This window comes from Leisingera sp. XS_AS12 (assembly GCF_041224635.1).
Lineage (GTDB): Bacteria > Pseudomonadota > Alphaproteobacteria > Rhodobacterales > Rhodobacteraceae > Leisingera.
This window is the reverse complement of sequence record NZ_JBGFGM010000068.1, coordinates 1-23916: the sequence shown is the minus strand read 5'-3', so window position 1 is coordinate 23916 and position 23916 is coordinate 1. Positions and strand designations below refer to the sequence as shown.

The following is a 23916-nucleotide window of genomic DNA, read 5'->3' as shown; positions in this document are numbered from 1 at the left end:
CCTTTCTGGATTGGACGTCCCTCAATGAACGCGAAAAACTATACAGCCTTTAAGCGGTTCGATTTTCCAACGCTGCTGGCCTCATCTTCCTTGTTGGTCAGCGGACTTTTCATGGCTCATACGTGGATGGACCATGAGCGGGTGCGGCTGGCGGCCGAGCCGCGGGTGCCCGAGCTGGCGATGGCCGCCTGGCATGAGGTCTCACACTGGGCCGGTATCCAAGGCCGCCAGGTCGACGTGGCGGGCTATGCGGCACCCGAAGAGGTCCCGGACGTGCCTGATCTGCCGGTCCTCAACGCCATCTCCGTTCCAGACGGGCCGTCCGGCGAAGCCGAGCTTCAGAAGATCGGCGCCACGCTTGCTGCGGCCTATGTGCTTCCGCAGGAGAAGGTCGTGGTTGAGATCCCGCGGGCCAAGCCGGCTCCGGAAAAGGCTGTCACCCTATCCGAGGAGATCGGGGGCACGAAGGAACGCGCGGGCGCGGCCGGATATGTTCTCGGGGAAGATGGCGCCTCTCCAGAGCTGCGCCTGGCGTGGTCCACGCTCCACCGGGCCAGGATGGCCGAAGAAAGCGACTTGCAGGAGCCGGATGAGGCTTACTTCCGGCGCGCGGCCGGGGAAATCGGATACGTGCCCGCCGGTTTGGCTCCCGAACAGGTCCGGTCTCTGGATGCGCCGGTCGAAGCCGGGGCGGGCGGTCTGGCGGAGGGGTCGGTCACATTCCGGTCAGCAGATCTTCTGGATGTAGATGGGCAGCTGATCCGGCTGGATGGTGTCCGCGCGCCGTCTGAGGAGGATGCCTGCCAGACATCTGACGGCAGTTCTTACAACTGCGCCGGCTGGGCTGTGCGCGGCATGGAGACGATCGTCGATGGCCGTGAGCTGAAATGCCATCTGACGGACCGTGCGGCCGGTGCGGATGGCGAGGTCTACGGCTGGTGCGACCTGGAGCTGCGCAACGGGTCCCGCCGGGACCTGGCGGAAATCGGCGTGTCGTCGGGGATCCTGATGGTCGAGCACAATGGTACCGGCATCAGCCCCTACCTGCGTTCCGAGGACAATGCGAAAAACAAAGCGCACGGAATTTGGTCTGGCACCTATGTTTCTGCGAAAACCGAAGAGGAAAAAGAGTGAAATACGGAATTTTCGGAGCGGCGGCCATCGCTCTCATGCTGCCCTCCTTCGCGGCCGCGAAAGACGAGCGGGGATTGTTCGGCCTGACGCCGGATGATTTTGCCCGCGGCAGCGCTGTACAAAGCGCTGACAGCCATGTCGCGGCCGCAGTGATCGCCTCAGGCACGGCAACCGGCATTCAATTTTCCGGGTTCAGCCTGCGCGGCGACAGCATGATCCTTGAAGCCGATCGTGTCGTTGTTAGCCCGGGCGGCCAGGTGAATGTCATCCGGGGAACCGTCAAATCAAAGCATGACGGCAAGGGCATCTTGAGCTTCCAGGACGGCAGCTTTGAATCTGCCGTACTCCTGGAAACCCTGATGCTGGAGGACAGCTGCACACCGTTCGGCGCTGCAGGCCCGGATCAGATGGATCTGGGGGACGCGGAGTTTGCCGATCTGGTTTTGCGTGCGCCTGAAGATGTCATGAATGCGGTTGCTGCAGGCGCCTCGTCAAACGGGCCGGAAGTCATTCGCATTAAGCGTCTCAGCATGTCCTTCAACGGCCTGACTGATGCGCCATGCTTCATGGTGTCGAGGCTGTCGGCGCATGAGGGGGTGGCAGTGGCCGCTGATGGCTCCATCGGGCGCGTGACCCGTGCCGAAGGGCGGGCGAATATCCTGCCCGGATCCGGCCAGCCGGTTTTCCTGGATGCATCCATGGCTGGCGCGGTTGCCTATGGGCCTGATGGCGATGAGCTGCTTCTGGCAGAAAACGTGTCTTACGGCTTTTCGATCGATGAGGGCATCACGGCGGGACTGCAGGCGCTTGCGGAAACTGACCCGCAGGAGGTGGTTCCGAATATCGTGCAGCTGCTTGCCGACGGGAACTTCGGCTTCCATTACACGGCTTCCGGGCTGCGGATCCCGCTGGGCGAGATGCTCAGCAATTCTCAGCGCGACCGCATCGGCTCCAACGGCAGCGAGGTTGTCACCGGAGCGGCGGCGATGTCGCTCTCCTCAAAGGCCGATCGCATTCGCCTGGTGGCGGACACGGATCTGGAAGGGATGCAGGATGCGCATCTCGACCTGGAAATGGTCATCACGGCAGGGGCGGGCGGGGGCACCGCAATGGCCATGACCGGCGGCCATCCGGCAGCGATCATTCTGCCTTACCTTCAGATAGAGGGGCTGGAATTCTCGATTGAAGACCGTGGGATTTGGCAGTTGATCGAGCGCGGCACCGGAAAACCCGTTTCGGCGCATGCGGCCGGCCTGGCGGGATTGGCCGCCATGGCGCCGTCGGAGATCTCCGAACCGGTCATGGAGTGGATCAACGGGATCGCCCGCAACGGCCGTGGCGGTGTAACCATGAACCCGATCGAGCCGGTGGGTCTCGTTGAGGTGATGATGGGCGCGATGATGAACCCCGGAGGGCTTGGCTCTCTGCTCAGCATCGAGACCCATTAACAGACCGGCCTTTCCTGGAAGGGCATAAAGGGGAACTGCGCATCTTGGGCGCCAGCTTTCGGGAGATGGAGGCTGGCGCCTTTTCTATAGATTGCACGGCGGGCAGTTCGGTGCCAAACAAGGGCATAGCCCATTAGTAGATTCCGGGACCCGTATTATGCGTCTAAGTTTAGCAGCAGCAGTTTTTCTGGCATCCATCTCCGGCGCCGCCGCCAGCGCGCAAAGCAAGTGTGGTGGTGGCCGCAGCGATTTCCTCTCCGTTCAGGAGTATGACGCGTCCGTCACCCAGGTTGCCTACTCCAATGGTCTGGAACTCAACGTCCAGCTCAGCAATGAGAGCGGTCGTGACATCCGGATGATTGATGGCAGCATTCTGTTCCAGGACGTGCTCGGCCGGGACATCATCCGCATTGCAATTGAGCCCGACCAGAAGATCGCAGCCGGCGGATCTGTGAAGCAGGAGGGGCTTTATACAAACACCCGCCTTGCCGACGTGGCGCCGGAGGATGTCGTGGTGTCGACCTGCGTCCGCGGTCTCGTCTATGCGGACGGCGAAGTATTCAAGGCGGGCGAATGAAAATGCGCAAGCCGGTCTTGGCCATCGTCCTCGCAGTAGCTGCCTCGCAGGCCGCCGCCTCGCAGGCCGCCGCCGAGGGGAATGAGGAGTTCAAGGCTGCCGCACTACAGGTGGCGATCGCTGCGAACTGCCGGGCCACCTACGGCCAGCACGATCTGTTCGAGGCGGCCTTTTCAAACTTTGAAGCTGTCGCAGAGGAGACGGAGGCCGAGCTCTCCGAGCTGGAACTCGCTGAGATGAAGCAGGAGCTCTATGACCTTGAGGCCGAACCCGAGGGCAACATGTTCCTTGAAGGGTTCTGCAAGAAGCTGACTGCCCAGCTTCTCCCCGGATCGGTCAGCGAATAGGCCTTAGAGCTGCCCCGACTGGCCTCATGCCGCCCGGACCGTGCGTTTGCGGATTGTCTTGTGCATGGATGGGATGTCCTTCACCGACAGCAGATGCACGCCGGTGCTGCGTGATAGGTCCCGGGCGCTCTTTGTGTAGTGCCCGGTCGTCAGAACGGCAGCTGCCATGACGCGGTAATGCGCCTGACCCGCATAGGCCTCCTGGACGGCCCTGTTGCCGACAGCACCGCTATAGCGCTTGCACTGTATGCCAAGGGTCAGCCCGCCGCGGCGCGCAATGATGTCCAGGCCCTGGTCGCCGCTGGCGCGCGTCACGCTGGCGCGCCATCCGTGCCGCCGGAGGTTCTCCGCGACCCAGTGCTCGAACAGGTGGCCATTTCTGGGCGGCCGGGCAGGATTGAAGCGCGGCCTGCTGCCGCCAAGTCCTGGTAGGTGTCTGCAGATGCGCACAAGCAGTATGACCGCGCAGGCCGCCCCCAAGATGATCGGAAGCATATCCGGGTGGGGAAGGAGTTCCGGAGCCCAGGCTTCGGCCAGGCGCCACATGAGAAGTCCGGCCAATGCGCAGACTGCCAGCCAGGCGGCCGTATTCACGAGAGCTCTGATGGCGCGGGAGATCACATTCAAACCTAGAGTGTCCGGGGTTCGGATCCGCGGATCCGGGTTGCGCCCAGACTAAGCGGCTATGCGAAAAACAGATAGACATTTGCACAAGAAATCCACAATCCCGGTGGCCGATCAAGCGGGGCTGGCCCTTTGCCCGTTGCATAAATGCACAAGAGCGGGAGGAAAATGTTTGAAAAACAAATAGGCAAGATATAGAATCCAATAATCACATATGGTTGGATTCCCGGAAAAAACGGAAAGTGCAGATGAACACAGGAACTGAAAGCATCGGTCGGGACATGTCACCGAGCACCGGCGCCTGGATGACTGCCTTTCAGATTGATGGGAACGAAGCAGAGTTTTCGCGCCTGCTTCGCATCCTTTCGGTCAAGCTTGGCGACGTCTACACCAGCAGGCTGCAGCATACGGTCAGCCTGTGCGGAGCGCTTCAGGGCGGCCGTGTGAAAATGATGCGTCGGGACGCGTCCGGTGTGAGCTTCACGGAGCTTCTGGGGCTGCTGGCCATCGTCAACACCCACGCGCGCCTGGCGCGTGCCAAGGCGGCCCGCATCGAGGATCCGGGGTTCTACCTGCGCGCGGAAGGCGGGGCGGTGCGCCCTGCAATGCCGCTGGAGCATCTCGCCTTGATCTCAGGCTGCCGGGAAGACGAGCTGCCCTTGCTGCTTGCGCCGCTGATCCATGATGGCGCCATGCGCATCGTCCGCGACAGCAATGGCAACAAGGCCATCCACGCCGCTGACGGCTATGTCGACGAGAGCGAAGTCCGCCGGTTCTTGAAATTCTGAGGCGCTTCAGGCCGGCCGCTCTGCTTGTGTCCGGGCAGGATGGCCGGAAGAAGGCGGATAGAGGCGATCAAAATGCCGGTTGGGGTTCCGTTTCAGCGAGTGAGGAAACGAACTCCAATTCACCGTAAAATCCGCGGCTTACAGAGATCTCGCTGACCTTGGACGCGAGAGCGGATTCCGTTTCGATGACCTCTTCCCAAGAGGTCTGCGCGCCATCTTGTGGCCGCAAGCCCAACCAAATTCGAGCGGTACGTTCCTGGCCGGCATGCTGCAGCGCGCGCTCGATGGTGAGAGATACATATACCGGAAGGTTCGCGTCTTCAGTATCTGCCACGATGATAATCGCGCCCTGGTGGCATATCAGCCGCTCGACCGCTTCATCCTGGAGATCGCCTTCAAATTCGGGGTCTTTCGGTGGCTTGCCAGCCATGCGGCCGATCCGGTCGATCACAAGGATTCCATCGTCTCTCGCGAGTTCCGCATCAAGTGCCTGCCGGTCCAGCACCTCGATCTCTCGCTCCTCTGCAAAGACATATTCAGTGGCAGAATGAACGAAGAAAGGGATCCCGCTGCGTGGTTCCAGGAAATACCTGACATGATAGTCATCCACCATTCTCAGGTGTTTGCCATATCCGAGGCCGCGCTCGATCTGCCGCATCACGCCGCTGTCTACTCGGCGTAGAAAATCTTCTCGCCCGATCTCCTCGCCGTGGTCATCGAGCCAATCCTTCGCTGCCATCAGGCCTTCCGGCCATTTTACGCAGGTGGAGTAGAAAGGGCGGCGGCTCATGGCTTCACCCCATCTTCAAGAAACGCGTGATAGGATTTGATGAGCATGGCGGACCCTTTTTCACATTGCGAGAAGGGTCGTAGAAAATCGTGAAAACGAAAAGAGCCTGGTAGAGTATTCTGCCAGGCTCCGTCTTTATCTGTCAGAGCGGTGCCGCGGGATCAGGCGAGGGACAGATCCACCGCCGAGACCTTGCCATTCCGGCCGGTTTCCAGCTCGTAGGAGACCTTCTGGCCATCCGGAAGGCTTTGAATGCCAGAGCGCTGCAGCGCGCTGATATGGACGAAGACGTCGCTGCCGCCCTCATCCGGCTGGATGAAGCCATACCCTTTGGTGTCGTTGAACCATTTTACGGTGCCGGTTGCCATGTCTTCTCCTGAGGTTATCCGGTTTCCGGACGAGCCTGCCCCATTTCCCCGCAGGGCGGCAAGCCCCCGAATTCAAAGCTCTTCGTTTAGCGCAAGAGGTTCAGGAGATCGCCGTTCCGGTTTTCCGGGATGGGCGCGGCCTCGCGGGTTTCCAGTCCGCCCCAAAATCCGGATATTCCGTCCTCGGCGCCTGCCGGGGAAAGCGGGAGTGCGCTCGCCGCGGCGATCACCTGGCGGGTGTTGCCCGGAGATGTTGAGGCTCCCTGTTCGTGAAGCTCCGGCGGCCAGGTGATCGACGCGCTGACCGCATCATCCCGCAAGCCATCTTCCCGGATCAGGCCGCGTTCGAGGGCGGTCTTCAGAATATCGGCGGCAATCGGAGCTGCAGCGCTTCCGCCCGTCATGCGGTTGGGAAGCGGCTTGTTGTCATCCCGTCCGAGCCAGACACCGATCACCAGATGCGGCGTGACCCCCATGAACCAGGCATCCCGCCAATTCTGCGTTGTCCCGGTCTTTCCTGCGATCGTCACCGGGTGCTTGCCGAAGGCCCGCGAGGCGGTGCCGCGCCGGGTGACGCCGCGCATCATGCCCAGCAGGTCTTCGATGGAGCGCCGGCTGGCCACGGGTCCGGGACGGCGGAAATCTTGATGGAAAGCCACTCCGGTTCCGTCAGTGATCCGGGAAACCGCATGCGGCTTGCGCGGCATTCCGTCATTGACGATTGCAGCGTAGCCGGCCGCGAGATCGCGCAGCGTGGTCTCCGAGGTGCCAAGCGCGGCCGAGATGTGGCGGTGCATGCCGCCCTCCGGGTAAACCCCGGCCGCTTCCGCCTGGCGCGCCATCGCCTCAACACCGATCCGGTTGATAAGAAAGGCTGCCGCAAGATTGGAGCTGCGCTCAAGGCCGCTGTACATCGGGATAAGCCCGGACTGGCTGTGGTCATAATTCCGCGGGCGCCAGGCCACGCCCGAAGCCGAATGCCAGGTGTGTTCGATGTCCTCAACGGGGCTTTCCGGGCTGAAGCCCGACTGCAGCGCCGCAAGATAGAGGAATGGCTTGATGACGGATCCGGGCTGGCGCTGCGCGCGTGTCCGGTCGAACTCGCTCAGCCCGGCATCCACGCCGCCAACCGTTGCAAGAAGGCGGCCGGTGCGGGGGTCCAGGATAACGATGGCGCCCTCAACCCGGGTTGGGAGCCGGATATCATAGGCCGGTTTGCCGCCGATGTGATCGAGCTGCGCAACCGGAACCAGGTCGCCCGGTGCCGGCGCGTATTCCGGGTGCGGATCCATGAGGACCACACCCTGCTGCAGACCCTCACCTTCCACAAAGAGGTCCCAGCCTTGCTCGCTTTCCTCAATGAGGAGGGCGCTGCGATACGGGGAGCCTGCGGGAAGGGCAGAGCGCAGATCGGCAGGCAAACGAATGCCATCCCCCGCAGCGCGCAACTCCGAGACACGCTGCTCAGAGATCCTCCTGGGCGCAATCACCGGTGAAACTTCCCGGACCGTGTCCGCAAGCGCCTCTTCAGCCAGGTCCTGCCAATCCCTGTCGATGGTGCTCAGGGCAATCCCGTAGTCCGGGACAAATTCGCGATCTTCCAGATCCAGCTTTGCCGCGCGCTGCTCCCACTGGCTGGCCTCGCCAGGCAAGTCGGGCGCTATTGCCCGGACCGGTTCATCCAGAGCGGCAGCCAGGGCGTCCTCATCGATCCAGCTGTGGCGCGACATCACCTTCAGGATCGCATTGCGCCGCTCGCGGGTAATATCCGGATTTTTCCAGGGGTCAAAAAGCGATGGGCCCTTCAGCATTGCGGCGAGGGTCGCGCTTTCTGCCAGCGAGATCTCGTCCCAGCTCTTGCCGAACCAGACTTCGGGGGCCCGCATAACGCCCGTCAGCCCGCGCCCGTACCAGGCGCTCTGCAAATAGCGACGCAGGATCTCCTGGTGGCTGAACTTTTGATGGGCCCGCACCGCCGACATGGCCTCGGTCAGCTTGCGCCCTAAGCTTCTCTCATTCCCAACAAGGGTGTTCTTCACCATCTGCTGGCTGATCGTCGACCCGCCGCGGAGATTGCCGCCAAGCGTATCGAGCGCGGCGGCGGCGATGCCGGCCGGATCAACACCGGTATGCTCGAGGAAGCGTTCGTCTTCAGCCGCAATCACCGCATTCAGGAAGTCTGCGGGAAGCTTGCCCATCTCGACCGGCACCGGACGGGATGTGATCACCTGGCCAATCGGCTCATCCTTCCCTGAATGGATGCGGATGACATACCCGGGCTGGGCCTCAGGTGTCACATCAACCGGCATCCGGCCCGGAAGAGACAAGGAACCCATCGGGCTTGTCATCAGGGTCCCCGCCACAGCAACAGCGAGATTTGTCAGGGAATAGAGACCTGCAGGCATATTTTGCTCAGCCTTCCTTGGTTTCGCGGCCTTCGTCCACCACAGCGCTGGTCCACAGCTCGCGGCCGTCGCCGATGATGCCCTCGGTCGGGTCAACGCCGGTGAAGCCGATGATGGCGCCGCGGATAAAGTCGGCCGGGCGTAGATTCAGGCTGCGCATCTCCGCCACGATCTCCTGATGCATGCGTTCCGGGATCCAGACGATGACCTTACGCCAAGCGATGCCGGTCGTGCCGGTCAGCTTCTGCACGCGCGCCGAGCTGCGCTGCGCGGCAACCACCGCGGCCTCGAAGGCATCGTGCTGCCCCTCGGCGTGAGCCTTCAGGATGGCGGCCAGAATGACCCGCACCAGCTTGCTGCGGTTCGGGTTCTTCCTTGTGAGCTCATCGCTCATCGCGTCGGTCATCTTCACATTGACCGAGCGCAGCTTCTCCGCTTCGCCACGAGTGCTCATCGGGATCTCCTTTATCAATCTTCGGGGCTGGACCCTCTGTATTCCTTGAATCTATCCCCAATGGGGTCGTGCCGCACTTTTGTTTTTCGCATTTTGGGCTTGGTCTTGTCGGGAATATGGGGAAAACCTTGAGCGATTTTCGCAAATCCCCTGTAGAATCAGGCAAACGAGCTGGAGTAGGGCATGTCCAACGACGCCATAGAATATCTGCGGTCCCTTTCTGACGAGCAGAGCGCCGCGGCGCTGAAGACCGATGATCCGGTCATGATCATCGCCTGCGCAGGTTCCGGGAAGACCAGGACTCTCATCGGGCGGTTCATCCACCTGATGATGCCGCAGTCGATGGGCGGCCTCGGGGCTGACCCGAACTCGATCATGATGGTGACCTTCACCAACAAGGCCGCAAAGGAGATGCGTGAGCGTATCAAGCCGATCATCGGCGCCCTGCAGGCGATGAACCCGCGGATCACAGGAGAGCCCTGGATCGGCACCTTCCATGGATTGTCGCTGCGCATTCTGCGTGTCGAGGCGGCAAAGGCGGGTCTGGGCCGCAACTTCTCGATCTTCGATGAATCCGATGCCGCGGGCCTTGCCAAGGAGGTCGCTGAGCAGCTGGACCTGGACAGCTTCGATGTCGATGAGTTCTTCCGGGATCTCGAGACAGCGAAGGCGCGGCTTCTGTCGGCAGACCTTTTGTCCAAGAAGGTCTTCGATATCCATATGTCGAAGCTCGACAGCCCGGTTCTGCCCAAGAACCTCGCCACCTGGGAGAAGATCCTCGGCACATTCCACACCCAGGACTTCCCGCGCGTCTATACCGCCTATCAATCCGCGCTCGATGAACAGAACGCGGTCGACTTCTCGGATCTGATGAACCGGGTGACCAAACTGTTCCAGGAAAACGAAGAGGTGCGCAACTCCTGGCGCTCGACGTTCCGCCACTTCATGGTGGATGAGGTCCAGGACACCAACCGCGCGCAGGTCGCCTGGCTTGATGCCCTGACCGATGGCGGCCGCGAGATGGTAATGCCGGAAGGCGCAGACGAGAATGCGTTTGCCAATGCCGGAGACGGCATGCATGAAGTGAACGGCTTCCGCATCCGCCAGTTCCCGCGGCCGACGGTGGCATTCGTGGGGGACGATGATCAGTCCATCTACGCATTCCGGGGATCAGATCCCTCGATCATGCGGCTCCTGACCGACCGCTACCCGGGTCTCGATGTGAAGTTCATGCGCCAGTCGTATCGCTGCCAGCCCGCCATCCTGGATGTGGCCAACACGCTGGTGCGCAACAATGCCGGACGCTATGACAAGGTGATCAAGGCGGCCGATGAAACCCGCCCGCGCGCCCCGGTATACGTTGAAGAGCATCAGCGCCCGGAGGATGAAATCCGCCGCCTGGCAGCCGAGGCGCAGAACCATATCGCCTCCGGCGAAGACCCCTCCCAATTCGCCATCCTGACCCGGACCCGGGATCTGGCCAAGGCGGTTGCCAAGGAGCTGCGGGCCGCCGGCCTGCCGGTCACAGAGGGCAAGGCGTCCGATATTCGCAAAACGGCAGAGGTCCGGGATGCGATGGCCTTCGCGGGCTTCATCACGAACCCGGATGCCGAGGTATTCCTGCGCCGCATCATCAACAAGCCTGCGCGCGGGCTTGGCCCGACATCGACCGGGCGCGTAAACGCGAATGCGCGAAAAAAGAACATGTCGTTCATCGAGGAACTGCGTTCGATCATGAATGACCGGATCGAGATCCCGGAAGACGGGGAGGGGTACAAGCCTGCCTTCGTGAAGAAGCTGAAGGAGTTCGGCTTCCTGGTCGGCCAGATGCGCAGCGACGCGCATGCGGCCTCCAATGCGGGCGAGGCAATCCGTGCCATCCTTGAGCGCTCGGGCTATCTGCCGAACATGCGCCGGGATGCGCTTCGCTCGGCGGGCTTGAAGGACGTCGACTTCGACAATCTGCCGCCGCGCGAGTTCCTGACCGCGCTGATCCGGGAAACCTCCTCCAAGCGTGAGCAGGTGGGCGAGGACATCAGCTCGGAGGATCTTGCTGACCGGGCGGGGCAGCTGTCCGAAGCCTCCCGCCGGATTGGCAACATCGCCCTGCTCCTCGAGCAGGCCGAGCCGCATGCAAGCCTGGAAGCCTTCATGCAGGAGGCAACGCTGGAGATGGACCAAAGCGAGCAGGCCGCCGGTATCCAGGTGATGACCGTGCATGCCTCCAAAGGTCTGGAATTCTCGAAAGTCCGCCTGCCGTTTTGGATGGAAGGTATCTTCCCGCATGGGCGCGCGCTGGAAGAAGGGGATGCGGCGATCGAAGAAGAGCGCCGCCTGGCCTATGTGGCCTTGACCCGTGCGATCGACGATGTCCGGATTTCGCGCTCTTGGAAAATTTATGGCTGCCCGTTCATCCGGGGCCGCACCGACCGGCCTTCGCGTTTCATCGATGAGATGCGGCTCAGCCCCAACAACGCATTCAAGATGACGTCCATCAAGGGTGCAAACAACGCGGTCTACAAGGTCGGCCCCGTTAAGCCCGTGTCGCGCCCGGCAGCTCAGAAGGCCCCGGCTGCCCCAAGCGGGAATGATGCACTGAAGCTGCCGCCCCGTCAGGAGCTGGCCGGACTTCTTGGCACCCGCAGCCCGGCTGCGCCCGCACCGGCCGCCGCGGTTCAGGACAGCTTTTTCGATCAGGGTTTCGCGCCCGAGCAGATGCTGCCTCCCGAACGCGCGCTTCCGGAGGATCCGGACGACCGCCCCTTCGCACCGGTGAGCGAAGAGGAGTTCGCGCAGATGCAGCAGGGGGAGCCCGACTTTGGGGACATGGTGCCGGACTACGATTGGGAGCCCCCGTACCATGAGGACCCTCGGGACAACCCCGACTTTGAACCTTCCATGTAAGGACCACTGGAGACAGAAATCATGAGCCAACTTTTCAAAATGATGCCCAAATCGAATGAAGCGGTCCTGGACGAGCAGTTTGAGGGCCAGTCTGCTGGAAACGAGTGGGACAAGATCAACCAGGAACTCGAAGTTGAGAAAACTCAGGCAGACGCGGATGCCTGGGATCAGATCAACCAGGATCTTGAAGCAAAGGCGGCCGGTGCTAATGCCTGGGACTGGAGCGAACAGGATATGGCGAAGGCGCCGAAGGTGCCGTTCCGGCTGCGCTCGGCCGACGGCAGCGACATTCCGGCGTTCCCGCGTGAGGAGGCGCTGGCCAGGCTGCACGCCATGAGCCCCGATCACGCTGCTGAGGTTCTGGAAATCTCGCGCCGCGCTGCCAAGGCAGCCATGCATGAAGCCATTCTGTCCAGCAGCGAGAAGGTGCCGCATGACACGCGGCGCGATTTCGTTGCCAATGTTGAGGGCGCCCTGATGGCCGCGCATCTGGCTTCAGCGCGGGGCATCCGGTTTGTTCCGGCGCCGGAAATCAATCTCGAGGTTCATGGAATTCGGATGGACACTCTTCTTCAGTCCGCTTGGGAGAAAGCTTCCGTTCGCCATGCGGCAGAAGAAAAAAGGAAAGAAGCGCCGCAGGCCCGCGCCGTGCCGGCGACCACATCCCCTTCCCAGGAAGAAGAAAAAGAGAAAAAAGAAGCGCCGCAGGCATCGAGCCAAGAACCCGGAAACGGGGACCAGGAAAACAAAAAAACTGCACAAGACACCCTTGACCCGACTGTGGGTGACTATCGTCTGGAAATGCCAACCTTGGGCGATGAGCAGATTATCAAGGCAGGGGATGTCGTACCGGCCCTGAAAACGCTGACCGCAGAAGTGAAAGCGGAGCTCGATGCCCGGCGCAAGGCGTTCATCCGCGCGGCAGTCGCCGCCGCATTTAAGGAGAGCGGTGTCGATAACCCCAGCGATGCCGATGTCGAACGCCTGACCAAGACCATGAACCTGGCGTACCTGGCGACCCGTGTGGCACGCGCGAAGCTCGGTCATGACGAGACCAGCCCGGTCCGCGCCCGGATCGAAGGCTCTCCGGCTCTGGATAAGGTGCTCGCCCAGGAGCTGGCGCGCGAAGTACCGGCTCCCTCTGCCGAGGCAGAGAGCGCTCCACCCTTGCCGGTGGCGGCGACATCGCCCTCCGAACAGGCTGAAGCGGAACTGATGACCGGTGCCAGCGGCGGGTTTGGCGTGATCGAAAATGGCGATCCCGAACCGGAGATCCCCATGGAGCACGAGCTGTCGGTTGCGGAGCACATGGAACGGTTGGGTTTCCCGAAGCGGCCGAAGTCGTGGCCTGTGGTCATGGCCTGGCCAATGCAGCCTGATTTCGACATGCTGATCAAAAGCAAAGCCTCCCGTGAAGCGCAGGAAGAATATCTGCGCGGGATGCGGGAGATGCAGGCCAGGATGATGGCGCGAGCCGAGGAAATCAACGAATACATCCTCAAGCACAATGACCCCCGCGTTCCGCGCGGCTCCTTTGTGCGCAGGAAGCTGCGCGTTCCGACGTGGGCTGATTATGGCGCGCGCCGCCACCTGAAACACTCGTCGGATGATCTCCACTACGGCATCCGCTGGGCCAGCCTGCTGGACGAAAAGACAACCCGTCAGGCATCCAACCTGGTGCGCGCCTGGGCCCACAATACCGCCACAACCAACGATGGCGGGGTCGTGGTTGCTCACCCCGATGCAATCCGGTTCAAGGAAATCACCCCGCAATCGGTTCATCTCGCGGTCCAGGAAAGCGTGGCGCGCGGCTGGGGCACAATGAAGATGAAGGGGGACCGCAAATTTGCCATGGCGGCCATCGAAGCGGCGAAGCAGGCAAACGTGCAGGCCGAGATCATTGAGTTCTACGGTCCGTGGAATCTCTACAAGCGGCGCCACCTGGTCATGCCGACACCGCCGGGAGCCACCAATGAGCAGCCGCGGGTGGAGACCCAGAACATGGGGCCCGCGCCGACCGATGCCAGCGCACGCAAGCCGTTGAGTGACAGTGAAGTGCAGCAGGACATCGAGGAGGCCGCAGCAGAAAAGATTACCTTGGCTCAGAAAGAGAAATCCATCCGGGAACTGGGAAATCTGGGCAAGAAAAAGGGTGCCGAACCTGATCCGTCAAACATGGAGGTGATCCAGGCGGAAGAGGATGTGGCGATGCAGTGGGACATGACCCCCGAAGGCGGCCAGGACGATCCCTTCGCAGCGCCCAAGCCCGCAATGGCGGGTCCGGGAATGGCCTGATGAGGAGGCGTTTCCCGTTTTCACGGGAGACGCCTAATCTTTTTTCGATGAGCAGACCAGTGAAGTTCCGGAAAACACGATGAAAATACACACCAAGGCACTCCTGGACACCTGCGGCTTTGCTTGCAAGAGCCTGGCCAGCGACCCGGAAACGGGGGGCTATGCCGAGCTGGATGCGCGCGCGGTGTTCATAACGGAAGACAGCGTCGAACGCGCGCGTGCGGCTCAGGTCGGCCTGGCGCCGTTTGACCCTTCCCGCCTGCCGTCCTTGCGGTATGGCGACATCCTCATATCGCGCGCCCGGCCCGATGGCCAAAAAGAGGGGCTGCACATTCCCGCTGGCCGCGATGCCGGTCTCGTGGTTCCGGTCACCGGGAGTGATGGCTTTGACCGCCAGATCCCTTTCACCGGCCGCCATATGCTCAGCGCCCGCCAGCAGCTGCTGGCGATGGGGCCGCGCGGGCGTCAGCTGAATGCGGATCAGCGGACCATCCTGGAAGGCATTCAGGGTGTGTTCGAGATCGTCGCAGCAAAAGCGGATCCCGCTGTGTTCAGCGAGGAGCTGATCGGTCAGGCGTTCATGTGCTCCCTGCTGGATCATGCCGGACGTATTGGCACATCGATTTCCGATGCGGAGTTCGGGCGCAAGGCGCGGGCGGATATGATCCGCGCACAGATCACCCGGGTGCGGCCGGATCATCCCGACGGGCTGTCTGCCGCCGCGGCTGCAGATCTGGACGAGGTGTTCCAGGACATCGGCATCCGTACCTCTGCGCAGTCCGGGGGGGAGATCCGGTCGATCGGCGGAATGGAGGTCACGGATGAAGCGCTGCGCGGCATGATCATGTCCAACGAGAGGCTCAGCCGGGAAGTCTTTGGCGCCCTGACCGCAACGCCGCTCTCCCGCCTGGGCGCGGCCGCGGTCAGCTCCATGGAGTATGACCTCCTGGCCGATGAGCTGTCCGACCGGGCCCTGACGGGGCAATGGGTCGATCGCGCGCAGCGGCGCGCGCAGGAAATTACCGGCGAGCAGATGCCGGGATATACGTTCGAGATGAAGGTGTTCTCGGTGGATGGGATCGACATCCTGGCGATCCGGGATTCAGTCGGATCCGCTTCCGGGCAAGCCTTCGTCTACTCCTGGCCCACCGCGGATCGCATCCCGCTGGCCGAGATCGGCAACGAGACAGTCCTGAATATCTCGCCTGAAGAGATCCCGGGGGAAGAGGAGGTCAAGCGTCTGCAGGGCATCCTGGACTCCCTGATCGGTGACCAGGCGCTTGAAGCCGCGCATGGACGGGCCATCCGGATGGCCTGATGCGCGCTGAGCGCGTGAAGATGCGCCCGCCACGGTGTGACGGGTGCTTTCATTTTCGATTTTTCGCAATAATCAGTGCAGGTGTTTGCTGGCGCGCAACAGCAGGTTGCGGTTCTGCAGGATGCCAATCGTATCCGCTCTTTCGCAAAGTATGTGGATCGACCGGCTGTAGCCGGCATCCGAGGCGCACTCGTTTTTCACCTTGTTGATGGAATTGAGGATCGTGGTGTGGTCCCGGTTCCCGAGATTTTGTCCGATCATCGTCAGGGAGTGCCCGCAAACCGAGCGCATCAGCCAGATCAGCTTGAACCGGGCGATCACGATTTTCTTTACGCGGCTCTCAGAGGCAATCTGATCCATGGAGATCTGCGTGTTCTCGAAGATCAGCGCGGCCAGCGCTTTCATGCAGGGCGTAGTGCCCGCAGGCTTCAGCTGGCGCTCGTTCTGACGCTGGGCCACGATGCCCAGGGCCTTCAGGTGGATGATAAAGCGGTAGCGGCTGATGGGCCGGTCCTGAATGCGCATGGTTTCCGCATTGAAGACCTGGTTCAGGATATCCGCGGGGCTCAGATCGGCGTCAATGAGACCCTTGCGGTAACCGTTCGACAGCAGCTGGCCAATACCGAGCGCGTGAACCTCCTTGGCGTTTGTCGCAACGCGCACCAGCGGCGTGCCGTCTTCCAGCTGATGGAATATCTGGAGCGCCTCCTTCAGGATCTCCCGGCTGCGGGCCGCGACCGGGTTTGCCGGAGGCGTGCTGTCCTCGAGGGCGCAAGTGATACAATCAGAATTTCGCAAATCAAGAAGTGAGGTGAGGGACTGGGCGGCCTGGTGTTCCTCTGGCGGCATAGCCAGGCGCAATATCTGTGCGTTCATCGTTTTCCTCAGTTTTGACAGGCCATTAGCAGCCCGGCTTGACTAAAAATATTTCCCAGAGGGAGTTATCCGGAGTTTCGGCCCTCAAGGTGGTGCTTTTGATTTTCGAATTTTACGATTAAGGTCAGCGTGAGCAAATTAGATTTTCGCAAACTGGAGAAGACTTGCATGTCGACCGAAGATAAGAGTGCCAAGGAAGCGCCGGAAATTTTCCCGCTTGAGGATTCACTGCCGCTCTTTCGTGCTTTTGATGCGGCCGCTGACGCGGAGGCGGCGCGCAAGGCGCCGACCGATTTCGAGGAGAGCCGCAAGCGCCTGGCTGCGCTGATCGACAAGCTGCCTCAGCGCCGCGCGATCAAGGATGAGCATGCAGCGCGCTGGCTGGAGCGCACAATGCGCACCGCCGTTGACCGGATGGAGCTTGAGCACGGCGAGGGCAATGCCACGGTTGCCGATGTTCACAACCATGTCTTCTGGCACGTGCGCCGGGCGTCGGGGATTGGCGGCTCGGAGGCCGGAACCGTCCTGAAGCACTACCGCGGCAAGAAGGGCACCTTCGGGGATGCGCACAACCTGGTGCTGGAGAAGCTGCTGATCATGTCGCCGCAGCCTTCCACCGAAGAGATGGCCCGCGGCGTGCGCGCTGAGCCCTGGGTGCAGCGCATGTACCATGAGCAGCATGGCGTGAAGAGCGATGAGGAAGATCTCGCCAAGCTGAAGAATTTCCGCTGGGCAAAGCGCCCCGCCTCCGTTGGCACGCCGGACGATATCGTCACGCACACGCAGGGCGATCTGGCCGGTCTGAAACGCTGCCTCGACTACAAGGCCCCCTCGGCCGCCGTTGTCGAGGATTACGAGAACAACGGTGTGTCGATGGACTACATCTGCCAGGTGCATCACTATGCGATCCTGCAGCTGGCCTCCGGCTCCAAGTTCGACGTGATGTCGATCGAGGCTTTCGATCCCCGCAGCTTCAAGATTGTCTCTTTCCCGGTGGAGTTTGACATCGAGCTGGCCAAAGAGATTGCGGGCGCCTGCCACCGGCTGTGGCATGAGAATGTGATGATGGGCGTTGTCCCGGATGCGCCGGCCGTCGAAGAGCTGAACGTTAAAGACGCCGCGCTGAAGAACTTTGGTGTACAGGCTGCCTTCCTGAAAGTCCTCGGCGACGAGCTCGGCAAACGTCAGAAGGATCTTATCGAACGGATCTCGACCATGGGTGCCGAGTGGCATGAAGTGGCAACGGGCAAAATGGACCTGACCGTTGCGGCATTCAGCCGGAAGCGTAAATGGGACGAGGACAAGCTGCGCGACCTGGCGGAGGCGGCAGACATCGATGTGACACCCTTCGAGATCCCCGACAAGAAGGGCAAAGTCGACGCCCAGGCAGCTACTGATTTCCTGCAGGATCTGCATGCGGCCCTCAAGGAAGAGGACCAGGAAGCCGTCAGCAAACTGCTCAAAGACTACCTGGATGCGGGCGCGCCGATCGTCACCAAGCTGGACATGGATAAGCTGGCCGAGCATCTCGAAGAGCGCGGCATTTCGGTCAATGAGGCGGCGGGCGTGCAGGAGAGTTTTGCCCTGTCCCGGAAAACTAAAGGCCCCGAGTTCGAGCGTCTGTCGCACCTGCGCGGCGAGGTTTCCGAACTGGTCGACGGCATCGAGGCAATGGCTGAAGAGCAGGCGCCCAAGATCATCAACGGAGACCTCGATGCTGATGAGGAATACGATCCGGCGATGGAAATGGCCTGACGCCATTCTGCGAAAAAACCAAATACCGGCCCGCGCTTTCACAAGGCGCGGGTACTTTCTTAGCCGCTACCCTGCACGCCTGGGAGGGGGATCCGCAACGCGTTAATTCCAGATGGCTTCTCGCTCCCACTTTTCCGGGAAGCCGGCAGTGTATGGGCGGATTTCATTGGGGAACTCTTGATCAAGGATCATCTTGCGTAGCCTGACGTGCCACCGCGTTCTGGGATAGAACTGGCGCAGCATGAAGGCCATGACAACGAGCGCGCTGTAGATTTTCTTGGTGGGGGCATCATCACCCATGCGGGGTTGCCGCAGGTGGTCCAATTCAGCAAATTTTGCGCGCGAAGGCACGCCCGGACTGTTGATGAGCGGCTTATTCCACGTCCTGGCGTGATGTGCGCAGCTATTGCGAACGTCATTCAAAGCGGTGATCCAGGACGCGAAGGTCTTCATGGGAAGGTCCGGATGGACACGTGCCGCGACCGCCATTTTGTTCCTGTCGGATAGATTGGCGATAATATGGGTCAGGTTGCCCCAGGTCCATGTTCCAGCCTCTATCCAGATCGGCGGAGGCCCGCTGTAATTGGCCGCGAAGTGTTTCGCGAAATCCTCTTTTGAACTCCTGAAGTGCTTCTCCAGGCCTTCGATGAAGCTGTTGAGCGGAGTATCCCCGGATCCGTCGTCTTCGCTGAAGCGATCCTTAAACGAGCGCCTGTCGCGGTGGCCGTGAGGGTTCAGTTGCCCGAGGACCTCGACAATCGCGGTTCTGACTGCAATCTCGATGCGCTCAATTGCATCTAGCAACTCAATGCGGAGAGCCTTGTCGAAGAGATAGAAGTTGATCGCGTGCTCGAACTTCGTGCCCGCTTTGAACTTATCGCACCGAACCTTTTCCTCCCCTCCTCCGTTTGGGGCCGGAACCGTACAGAAGTCGCGGAATGGATATGTAAAAGCACTGAGGCGGTAGTACCCAATACGGTGCAATGATCGTTCGGCATAACATCGATCGGGGATTTCCATCCCTCTCAGCAACATGAGGTCGATGCATTCATCGATAGGCTTGTGCTGCTTGAGGTATCTCAATGATAATGCGCTATTGTCTGAAACTAGAAGACCGGGCTGTAACAAGGCGACTGAGGCCAAGTCAGGGAGCACCGGTCATAAGGCAAGACATAGAATAGTGCCGCGCGCGGCAATGTCAATATTCCCGGTCAGGGCTGGCCTGATGTTCGGTGGGTTTTACGGGGTTTCGAGGGGAACGCTATGCAGCTAGATCGGAAGGCAAATTTTGACAGATCCTAGGGTTCGGTTGGGACATTAGAATAGTGAGGTACGGCTATGCCGGGTTTATTGAGCTGGCTGTTTGGCGGCAGAAAAGATGTTGGGGACACGGAGGTCAGGAGCGGGGCGGCATCCGAGGGAAGCGCAGAAACAGCGATAGCAGAAGCTGCTTCCCCAGCCCTTCCGGGCAAGGGATACTTCAAAGAGCTGGACCGTCTGTCTCAGAGCATATCTGACCGCGATTACCAGACCGCTGCCGACGCCGCGCGCGCCAGCCTGCCGTACCTGAGGGACTGGCTGAAAAATCCGGCCGACGACCAGGACCGACTCGACATACGGATTCCAGCATTGGCTCAGGGTGGAACCATGATGGCAATTATGGCCGACCGGGATGGCTTGAGTGAGCTGCGCAATCTGGTTCAGGAATTCGAGCACCTCGTGGACTACCGCGAAGTGGCGGACACACATTTCGAGGATCTCGACTTGTTCACCCGTATCAGGCGGGTTGTCCGGGAAAGGCCGGGCACCCTTCAAAACCGGATCAAGGCGGAGCTGGGCATCGAAGATGGCCGCCGGGCCGCCCGGTTGGTTGCATACCTTGAGAAAAACGGGGAAATCAGGCGGGAGAAAGAGGGCAGAACCTACCGACTTTTCCCGGCCGCGGACTAAGTTCTCGGACCTGGTGCGCGAGCGCCGCTTCTGCCCGCGGTGCGATATTCATCAACAAAACCGCGTGGGCGAATAAGTCGCCATGGGCACACTTATAACGGTTGACAGTGCGTGCCCGGCGGCTAGGCTCTCCCTATGGTTAAGAGCGTAAACCCATTCCGGTTTCTTCTTCTGAACCGCCCGGTTCCCCGGGCGGTCTGCGCATAGGCGCGTTCTCGACCACCCGGGGCTTCTCAAATCCTTGAATCGAGAATGCGGGCCTTGCGGCCTCGGGAGACATGTTATGACCATCATCAAGATGAACCAGCTGCGTGAGAGCAGTGACTTTCGTTCGCTCTATGAGGGGACCTCATTGGGCGCAGGCTTCCACTTGACCGTTGAAGACCGGCTTGGCATCGAGCGACTTCTTCACGGCCGGAGCATGAGAGATGCGCCTAATCCGGCGCTTCTGCGCGGGTTCCTGTACCACAAGCTGCGGATCTCGCGCGGCGCTCCCTGGCCCACCCCGCCGGAGCTTGTCGTGGCCGGTTGCCATGTGACGTACATGATCAGCGGCGGAGGCGCGCGCTCTGGTGTGCTCTCGATGAGCCCGGCGCCCGCCCCCGGGCGGGTCCTCATCGCATCGCTGCTTGGCGCAACCCTGGTCGGCATGCGGAAGATGCAGAAGGTTCCACTTTTGCGGGATGATGGCAGCATCGAAACGATCGTTGTTCTGGACGTAGTTCCGGCACCGGATAACGGCGTGGCCTAAGAATTGCGCGCCTGGGTTTCCCGGCACTCTACCAGATCACCCACATCGAGGCCCTTGATTGACGAGCGTAAGGAGAACTCCATGAAAGAAAGAAACTCTGTGTCGCGCGGTCCCGCCCGCCGACCGAAGATCATCATCTCAGATGACTGTGTGGACAAGCTCGAGATGCTTGCCGAGGGCGCAATCCGCCGGAACCCGGCCCTTGCAGACCGTTTGCTCGGCGAACTCGGCCGGGCCCGCATTGTGACACGTGCCAAACTGCCGTCCAACGTCGTGTCGATTGGCAGAGAGGTCACCTACCGCGATGAGGCCACCGGGAAAGAGCAGACCGTCACGCTTGTCTACCCGGAGGCGGCCGACATCACGAAGGGCCAGATTTCTATCCTGACGCCGATTGGGGTCGCCCTGATTGGTTTGTCCGAAGGGGCATCCCTCCACTGGGACACCCGTGATGGAAAGCGGCGTGTTCTAACTGTTCTGCGCGTTGCTGCCCATGATGTCGCCGAATGACTTACCGCCCAAATAGGGATGAAAGGCTGCTCACGCGGTGACACTTACAACGAACCTTTCAGTCACGATTGGTGCCGCTGGCTCATAGTATTCCCTGCGGGTGCGCCGAAGCTTGCCAAGCTTGATTTTGCAAGGCGCCTAAGGCAGTCTTTTATGTGTAGGTATTCGGTGACTTCTGTATCACGTTATTCCAGTCCGCAGATCAGATGCTCATCAGGGTGAGGTTTAGTCCTACACTTGTCTGTGGCGGGTGATCATGCTTGGAAAAAGTGAATTTCGTATTCGGTCAAGTTGCACGGCATTTCTCGCAGCGTTTCTTGTAGGGATAGCACCGGCGATCGAGGCCCAGGTGAACGGAAATCAGGGCGTAGCTGGGAGACCGAAAGAAAGGCCGAACTACTTAATCCTCCCCACGCCGTCTCCCGGGAGCGCGGCCTCGGTTTATAGCGGTCGTCCCTGTGTTTCAGTGCCAGACAATCCTTGCATCCATCGTCGAACGATCCGCGACTTACAGCAAGGCCTCAACGTATTGGGGTTTGATGCAGGCCCCGCAGACGGGATCTTCGGATCACGGACATCACGGGCGCTTAATGCGTACCGCGCAGCAAAGGGCTTCCCGTCCACCGGTTATCCACTTTCCAAAGAGGCTGAAGCAATTATAGCGGCAGCGCGAGAGGCGGAGGGTCGCCAGCAGATTGTTGCGATTGCGACCGCTGCTTTGGCGCCGCCAAGCGCACCCCTCGAAGCACCGGTTCCAACCCGGGTCTTCGCGGGACCGGGACAGTTTCCGCCATCACGCTTCAGGGGGTATGGCTTTCTTGCCTTTCCCGCGCTGGCCTCAGAATATGATTACGACCGCCACATGAAGCTCTGCCAAGCATACGTAAACAGTCTGCCAGCGACGTCATCAGTCAGGGAGCAGCGAGAAGATCAATTTGTCACCGTATGGCCGGTCAAGGACAAGAAGTTGGCGTCCTCCCTAAACGGTACGTTTCTCAGGCTTGAGACGTCGACCAAATGCGCCAGGGCTATCGACGATTATGATGATGGACAAGCGCGTGAAGTGCTAACGGATGTTCGCGCAGCCCAGGACATCACGCTCGATGGCCGCGGACCATATCTGTTCGGTTGGATACCTGCGGATGAATATGGGCAGAAGGGCAAACTCATCCTGATGCTGGACCTGTCGCGCGTCACCACCTACGAGCAGGCCCTGGTGCAGCTGCAAAGCTGGCAGCAGAAGATTGCCACGAACCCTGAACTGCTGCGCGATGGATTGTCGATCGAGAATGTGCGGCGGATGATCAGGGACTGGTCAGATCAACACGGACAAGCCTTCTTAATGCTGATTGGCGCAGGGTAGCTGACATGGAACTTGCTCAAATACCCCGCGGACTTCTCATAGCATTCGTTTTCGGCCTATTGTTTACCATCTGGGTCAATCCCGGAACGACCGGGGGCCTACTGCTCCTCATGGCGATCTCAACTGGCGTCATGTACCTCCTTGTTTCTGCGGCTCACTTCATTTGGAGGCTGATACTGCGGGGCCGAAATCCAGGTGGAACGCCTCAGAAAGCGACCGAGGTCCCCAAGGCCCAATCCGGAGCAGGGAGGGTACCCTTTCGGTCTCAACGCGGAGATGGCAAATCGAAAGGAGATAGGGGTAGGGGCTAACGAAGGGGTACCACGGCTGTCGCGCGTTCGCAGTCATCGAAGACCTTCACCGCGCGCAGGTTATCGTCTGTAATCCCGACCTGCTTTAGAATTTCCTCACCCTGCCATTCCAAATAGAAACCCCCGCGGCATCGGCTGCGGGGGTTGTTCAGGCGCTATTGCGGTCTGCCGGAGCGGGATCAGTTCAGCTGGGAAGAGTTCCCGGGCATCACGTCGCGATCGAAGTTCATCGTGAACGGGCGCATGGCCAGCTTGTAGACGACGAGCGCACCGTCGACCTCGGCCGCCTGGCCGATGGCGTAACCGTGGCGCGGCAGGGTTTCCTGGCCCAGGTCGAAGTCGAGCTTGAGGGGGACCGTGCGTCCGAAGTTCTCCGCGTCATCCAGGGTGAGCAGGGCCTCATCCGGCGCCTTCGGGTTGAAGGAGATCGAGCCGCGGAACTCGACCACATTGCCCGCAAGCGTGGTGATGCCGCGCGTCTTCTGAACCTCGAGCGCCTCAGAGACGCGACGCGCATCGGCAGGCGTCTTGATGCTGACTTTCGTCACATCGTCGGCGTCGGACGCATTGATGAAGTTGATGACCGCGCTCTTCTCCCCGATGGAAAGGCTGGCGGGATCGTAGAATCCGAACATGTGTGTCTCCGGTTTTTCTCGTTGAGCGCAGCCTGTTGGCCGCGGTCTATTTTTCGCATATCTCATTCTGCCCCGATACCCTGACAAAACCTATGCGAACCGAAAAATGTGGATAGATTTTCTCAGCTGCTTTCGAGAGCCGGTGCCGCGGCGGGGCGCGCCGTCCATGTATGCCGGATCATCTCGGCATAGACCGGATCCGGGGAGGGGAGCCAGTCCTGGTCGAGGGGGGGGGAGGCACCAGTGCCGCTGTTCAGAATGCGATCACCACAGAAAGGCAAAGCGCTCTTCGCGGTGGGGTAGGTCAGCACCA

The 23916-nt window shown here is 60.8% G+C and carries 22 protein-coding genes; 13 read left to right on the top strand and 9 right to left on the bottom strand.

Annotated elements, in window-relative coordinates; genetic code table 11:
- Positions 1-111 precede the first annotated feature (111 nt).
- The 4 genes from AB9K35_RS04085 to AB9K35_RS04070 all read left to right on the top strand — a co-directional run bounded on the left by AB9K35_RS04085 (position 112) and on the right by AB9K35_RS04070 (position 3506).
- Positions 112-1134, top strand: a complete 1023-nt coding sequence (locus AB9K35_RS04085) for a hypothetical protein (protein ID WP_369924624.1) — start codon at positions 112-114, stop codon at positions 1132-1134.
- Positions 1131-2582, top strand: coding sequence for a hypothetical protein (locus AB9K35_RS04080; RefSeq protein WP_369924623.1), 1452 nt, complete (start codon positions 1131-1133; stop codon positions 2580-2582). The genes AB9K35_RS04085 and AB9K35_RS04080 overlap by 4 nt, the downstream gene beginning before the upstream one ends.
- 157 nt (positions 2583-2739) lie before the next feature.
- Entirely contained in the window at positions 2740-3159 is a 420-nt protein-coding gene (locus AB9K35_RS04075) for a hypothetical protein (protein ID WP_369924622.1), read from the top strand.
- Positions 3156-3506, top strand: coding sequence for a hypothetical protein (locus tag AB9K35_RS04070; protein ID WP_369924621.1), 351 nt, complete (start codon positions 3156-3158; stop codon positions 3504-3506). Before AB9K35_RS04075 ends, AB9K35_RS04070 begins: the two co-directional genes overlap by 4 nt.
- A 24-nt stretch (positions 3507-3530) precedes the next feature.
- Here the strand turns inward: AB9K35_RS04070 and AB9K35_RS04065 are convergent, their stop codons facing one another.
- Positions 3531-4127, bottom strand: coding sequence for a restriction endonuclease (locus AB9K35_RS04065; RefSeq protein WP_369924703.1), 597 nt, complete (start codon positions 4125-4127; stop codon positions 3531-3533).
- Positions 4128-4378: 251 nt separating this feature from the next.
- Here AB9K35_RS04065 and AB9K35_RS04060 point away from each other — a divergent pair, with 251 nt between their 5' ends.
- Complete coding sequence (locus tag AB9K35_RS04060) at positions 4379-4918, top strand: hypothetical protein (protein WP_369924620.1); 540 nt, start codon at positions 4379-4381, stop codon at positions 4916-4918.
- A 67-nt stretch (positions 4919-4985) separates the two neighbouring features.
- Here AB9K35_RS04060 and AB9K35_RS04055 read toward each other — a convergent pair whose 3' ends face one another.
- From AB9K35_RS04055 to AB9K35_RS04040, 4 genes are all read right to left on the bottom strand, one after another.
- Entirely contained in the window at positions 4986-5708 is a 723-nt protein-coding gene (locus AB9K35_RS04055) for a hypothetical protein (protein WP_369924619.1), read from the bottom strand.
- Positions 5709-5869: 161 nt separating this feature from the next.
- On the bottom strand, positions 5870-6076 hold the full coding sequence (locus tag AB9K35_RS04050; RefSeq protein ID WP_369924618.1) for a cold-shock protein: 207 nt from the start codon (positions 6074-6076) through the stop codon (positions 5870-5872).
- An 86-nt stretch (positions 6077-6162) separates the two neighbouring features.
- Positions 6163-8424, bottom strand: a complete 2262-nt coding sequence (locus AB9K35_RS04045; protein WP_369924617.1) for a transglycosylase domain-containing protein — start codon at positions 8422-8424, stop codon at positions 6163-6165.
- A gap of 64 nt (positions 8425-8488) precedes the next feature.
- Positions 8489-8935: a hypothetical protein gene (locus AB9K35_RS04040; protein ID WP_369924616.1), complete on the bottom strand. Its 447-nt coding sequence runs from the start codon at positions 8933-8935 to the stop codon at positions 8489-8491.
- Between the two features lie 183 nt (positions 8936-9118).
- On the opposite strand from AB9K35_RS04040, the gene AB9K35_RS04035 reads away from it, so the two are divergent.
- The 3 genes from AB9K35_RS04035 (at position 9119) to AB9K35_RS04025 (ending at position 15452) form a co-directional block, all read left to right on the top strand.
- Complete coding sequence (locus AB9K35_RS04035) at positions 9119-11839, top strand: ATP-dependent helicase (RefSeq protein WP_369924615.1); 2721 nt, start codon at positions 9119-9121, stop codon at positions 11837-11839.
- Positions 11840-11860: 21 nt separating this feature from the next.
- Positions 11861-14134 carry a hypothetical protein gene (locus AB9K35_RS04030; RefSeq protein WP_369924614.1) on the top strand — a complete coding sequence of 758 codons (2274 nt, stop codon included), beginning with the start codon at positions 11861-11863 and terminating at the stop codon, positions 14132-14134.
- 79 nt (positions 14135-14213) lie between these two features.
- Positions 14214-15452, top strand: coding sequence for a hypothetical protein (locus tag AB9K35_RS04025; protein WP_369924613.1), 1239 nt, complete (start codon positions 14214-14216; stop codon positions 15450-15452).
- Between the two features lie 72 nt (positions 15453-15524).
- Here the strand turns inward: AB9K35_RS04025 and AB9K35_RS04020 are convergent, their stop codons facing one another.
- On the bottom strand, positions 15525-16328 hold the full coding sequence (locus AB9K35_RS04020) for a helix-turn-helix domain-containing protein (protein WP_369924612.1): 804 nt from the start codon (positions 16326-16328) through the stop codon (positions 15525-15527).
- 168 nt (positions 16329-16496) lie between these two features.
- Between AB9K35_RS04020 and AB9K35_RS04015 the strand changes: the two genes are divergently transcribed.
- Positions 16497-18083, top strand: coding sequence for a YqaJ viral recombinase family protein (locus AB9K35_RS04015; RefSeq protein WP_369924611.1), 1587 nt, complete (start codon positions 16497-16499; stop codon positions 18081-18083).
- A gap of 102 nt (positions 18084-18185) precedes the next feature.
- Here the strand turns inward: AB9K35_RS04015 and AB9K35_RS04010 are convergent, their stop codons facing one another.
- Positions 18186-19166, bottom strand: a complete 981-nt coding sequence (locus AB9K35_RS04010; protein ID WP_369924610.1) for an Abi family protein — start codon at positions 19164-19166, stop codon at positions 18186-18188.
- Positions 19167-19421: 255 nt separating this feature from the next.
- On the opposite strand from AB9K35_RS04010, the gene AB9K35_RS04005 reads away from it, so the two are divergent.
- From AB9K35_RS04005 to AB9K35_RS03990, 4 genes are all read left to right on the top strand, one after another.
- Positions 19422-20033 (top strand): hypothetical protein, encoded by a 612-nt coding sequence (locus AB9K35_RS04005; RefSeq protein ID WP_369924609.1) that lies wholly within the window; start codon positions 19422-19424, stop codon positions 20031-20033.
- 283 nt (positions 20034-20316) lie between these two features.
- On the top strand, positions 20317-20784 hold the full coding sequence (locus tag AB9K35_RS04000) for a hypothetical protein (RefSeq protein WP_369924608.1): 468 nt from the start codon (positions 20317-20319) through the stop codon (positions 20782-20784).
- 81 nt (positions 20785-20865) lie between these two features.
- On the top strand, positions 20866-21294 hold the full coding sequence (gene rnk / locus AB9K35_RS03995) for a nucleoside diphosphate kinase regulator (RefSeq protein WP_369924607.1): 429 nt from the start codon (positions 20866-20868) through the stop codon (positions 21292-21294).
- A 256-nt stretch (positions 21295-21550) separates the two neighbouring features.
- Positions 21551-22657: a peptidoglycan-binding protein gene (locus tag AB9K35_RS03990; protein WP_369924606.1), complete on the top strand. Its 1107-nt coding sequence runs from the start codon at positions 21551-21553 to the stop codon at positions 22655-22657.
- Positions 22658-23147: 490 nt separating this feature from the next.
- Here AB9K35_RS03990 and AB9K35_RS03985 read toward each other — a convergent pair whose 3' ends face one another.
- Together AB9K35_RS03985 and AB9K35_RS03980 are read right to left on the bottom strand one after the other, a co-directional pair.
- Complete coding sequence (locus tag AB9K35_RS03985) at positions 23148-23603, bottom strand: hypothetical protein (RefSeq protein WP_369924605.1); 456 nt, start codon at positions 23601-23603, stop codon at positions 23148-23150.
- A gap of 122 nt (positions 23604-23725) precedes the next feature.
- Positions 23726-23916: hypothetical protein (locus tag AB9K35_RS03980; RefSeq protein ID WP_369924604.1), on the bottom strand; the 191-nt coding region annotated here is incomplete at its 5' end.

Coding starts and splice junctions, on each gene's coding strand:
- AB9K35_RS04085 (WP_369924624.1), top strand. CDS start 112: ATGGCTCATACGTGGATGGACCATGAGCGGGTGCGGCTGGCGGCCGAG.
- AB9K35_RS04075 (WP_369924622.1), top strand. CDS start 2,740: ATGCGTCTAAGTTTAGCAGCAGCAGTTTTTCTGGCATCCATCTCCGGC.
- AB9K35_RS04070 (WP_369924621.1), top strand. CDS start 3,156: ATGAAAATGCGCAAGCCGGTCTTGGCCATCGTCCTCGCAGTAGCTGCC.
- AB9K35_RS04060 (WP_369924620.1), top strand. CDS start 4,379: ATGAACACAGGAACTGAAAGCATCGGTCGGGACATGTCACCGAGCACC.
- AB9K35_RS04055 (WP_369924619.1), bottom strand. CDS start 5,708: ATGAGCCGCCGCCCTTTCTACTCCACCTGCGTAAAATGGCCGGAAGGC.
- AB9K35_RS04050 (WP_369924618.1), bottom strand. CDS start 6,076: ATGGCAACCGGCACCGTAAAATGGTTCAACGACACCAAAGGGTATGGC.
- AB9K35_RS04045 (WP_369924617.1), bottom strand. CDS start 8,424: ATGACAAGCCCGATGGGTTCCTTGTCTCTTCCGGGCCGGATGCCGGTT.
- AB9K35_RS04040 (WP_369924616.1), bottom strand. CDS start 8,935: ATGAGCACTCGTGGCGAAGCGGAGAAGCTGCGCTCGGTCAATGTGAAG.
- AB9K35_RS04035 (WP_369924615.1), top strand. CDS start 9,119: ATGTCCAACGACGCCATAGAATATCTGCGGTCCCTTTCTGACGAGCAG.
- AB9K35_RS04030 (WP_369924614.1), top strand. CDS start 11,861: ATGAGCCAACTTTTCAAAATGATGCCCAAATCGAATGAAGCGGTCCTG.
- AB9K35_RS04025 (WP_369924613.1), top strand. CDS start 14,214: ATGAAAATACACACCAAGGCACTCCTGGACACCTGCGGCTTTGCTTGC.
- AB9K35_RS04020 (WP_369924612.1), bottom strand. CDS start 16,328: ATGAACGCACAGATATTGCGCCTGGCTATGCCGCCAGAGGAACACCAG.
- AB9K35_RS04015 (WP_369924611.1), top strand. CDS start 16,497: ATGTCGACCGAAGATAAGAGTGCCAAGGAAGCGCCGGAAATTTTCCCG.
- AB9K35_RS04005 (WP_369924609.1), top strand. CDS start 19,422: ATGCCGGGTTTATTGAGCTGGCTGTTTGGCGGCAGAAAAGATGTTGGG.
- AB9K35_RS04000 (WP_369924608.1), top strand. CDS start 20,317: ATGACCATCATCAAGATGAACCAGCTGCGTGAGAGCAGTGACTTTCGT.
- rnk (WP_369924607.1), top strand. CDS start 20,866: ATGAAAGAAAGAAACTCTGTGTCGCGCGGTCCCGCCCGCCGACCGAAG.
- AB9K35_RS03990 (WP_369924606.1), top strand. CDS start 21,551: ATGCTTGGAAAAAGTGAATTTCGTATTCGGTCAAGTTGCACGGCATTT.
- AB9K35_RS03985 (WP_369924605.1), bottom strand. CDS start 23,603: ATGTTCGGATTCTACGATCCCGCCAGCCTTTCCATCGGGGAGAAGAGC.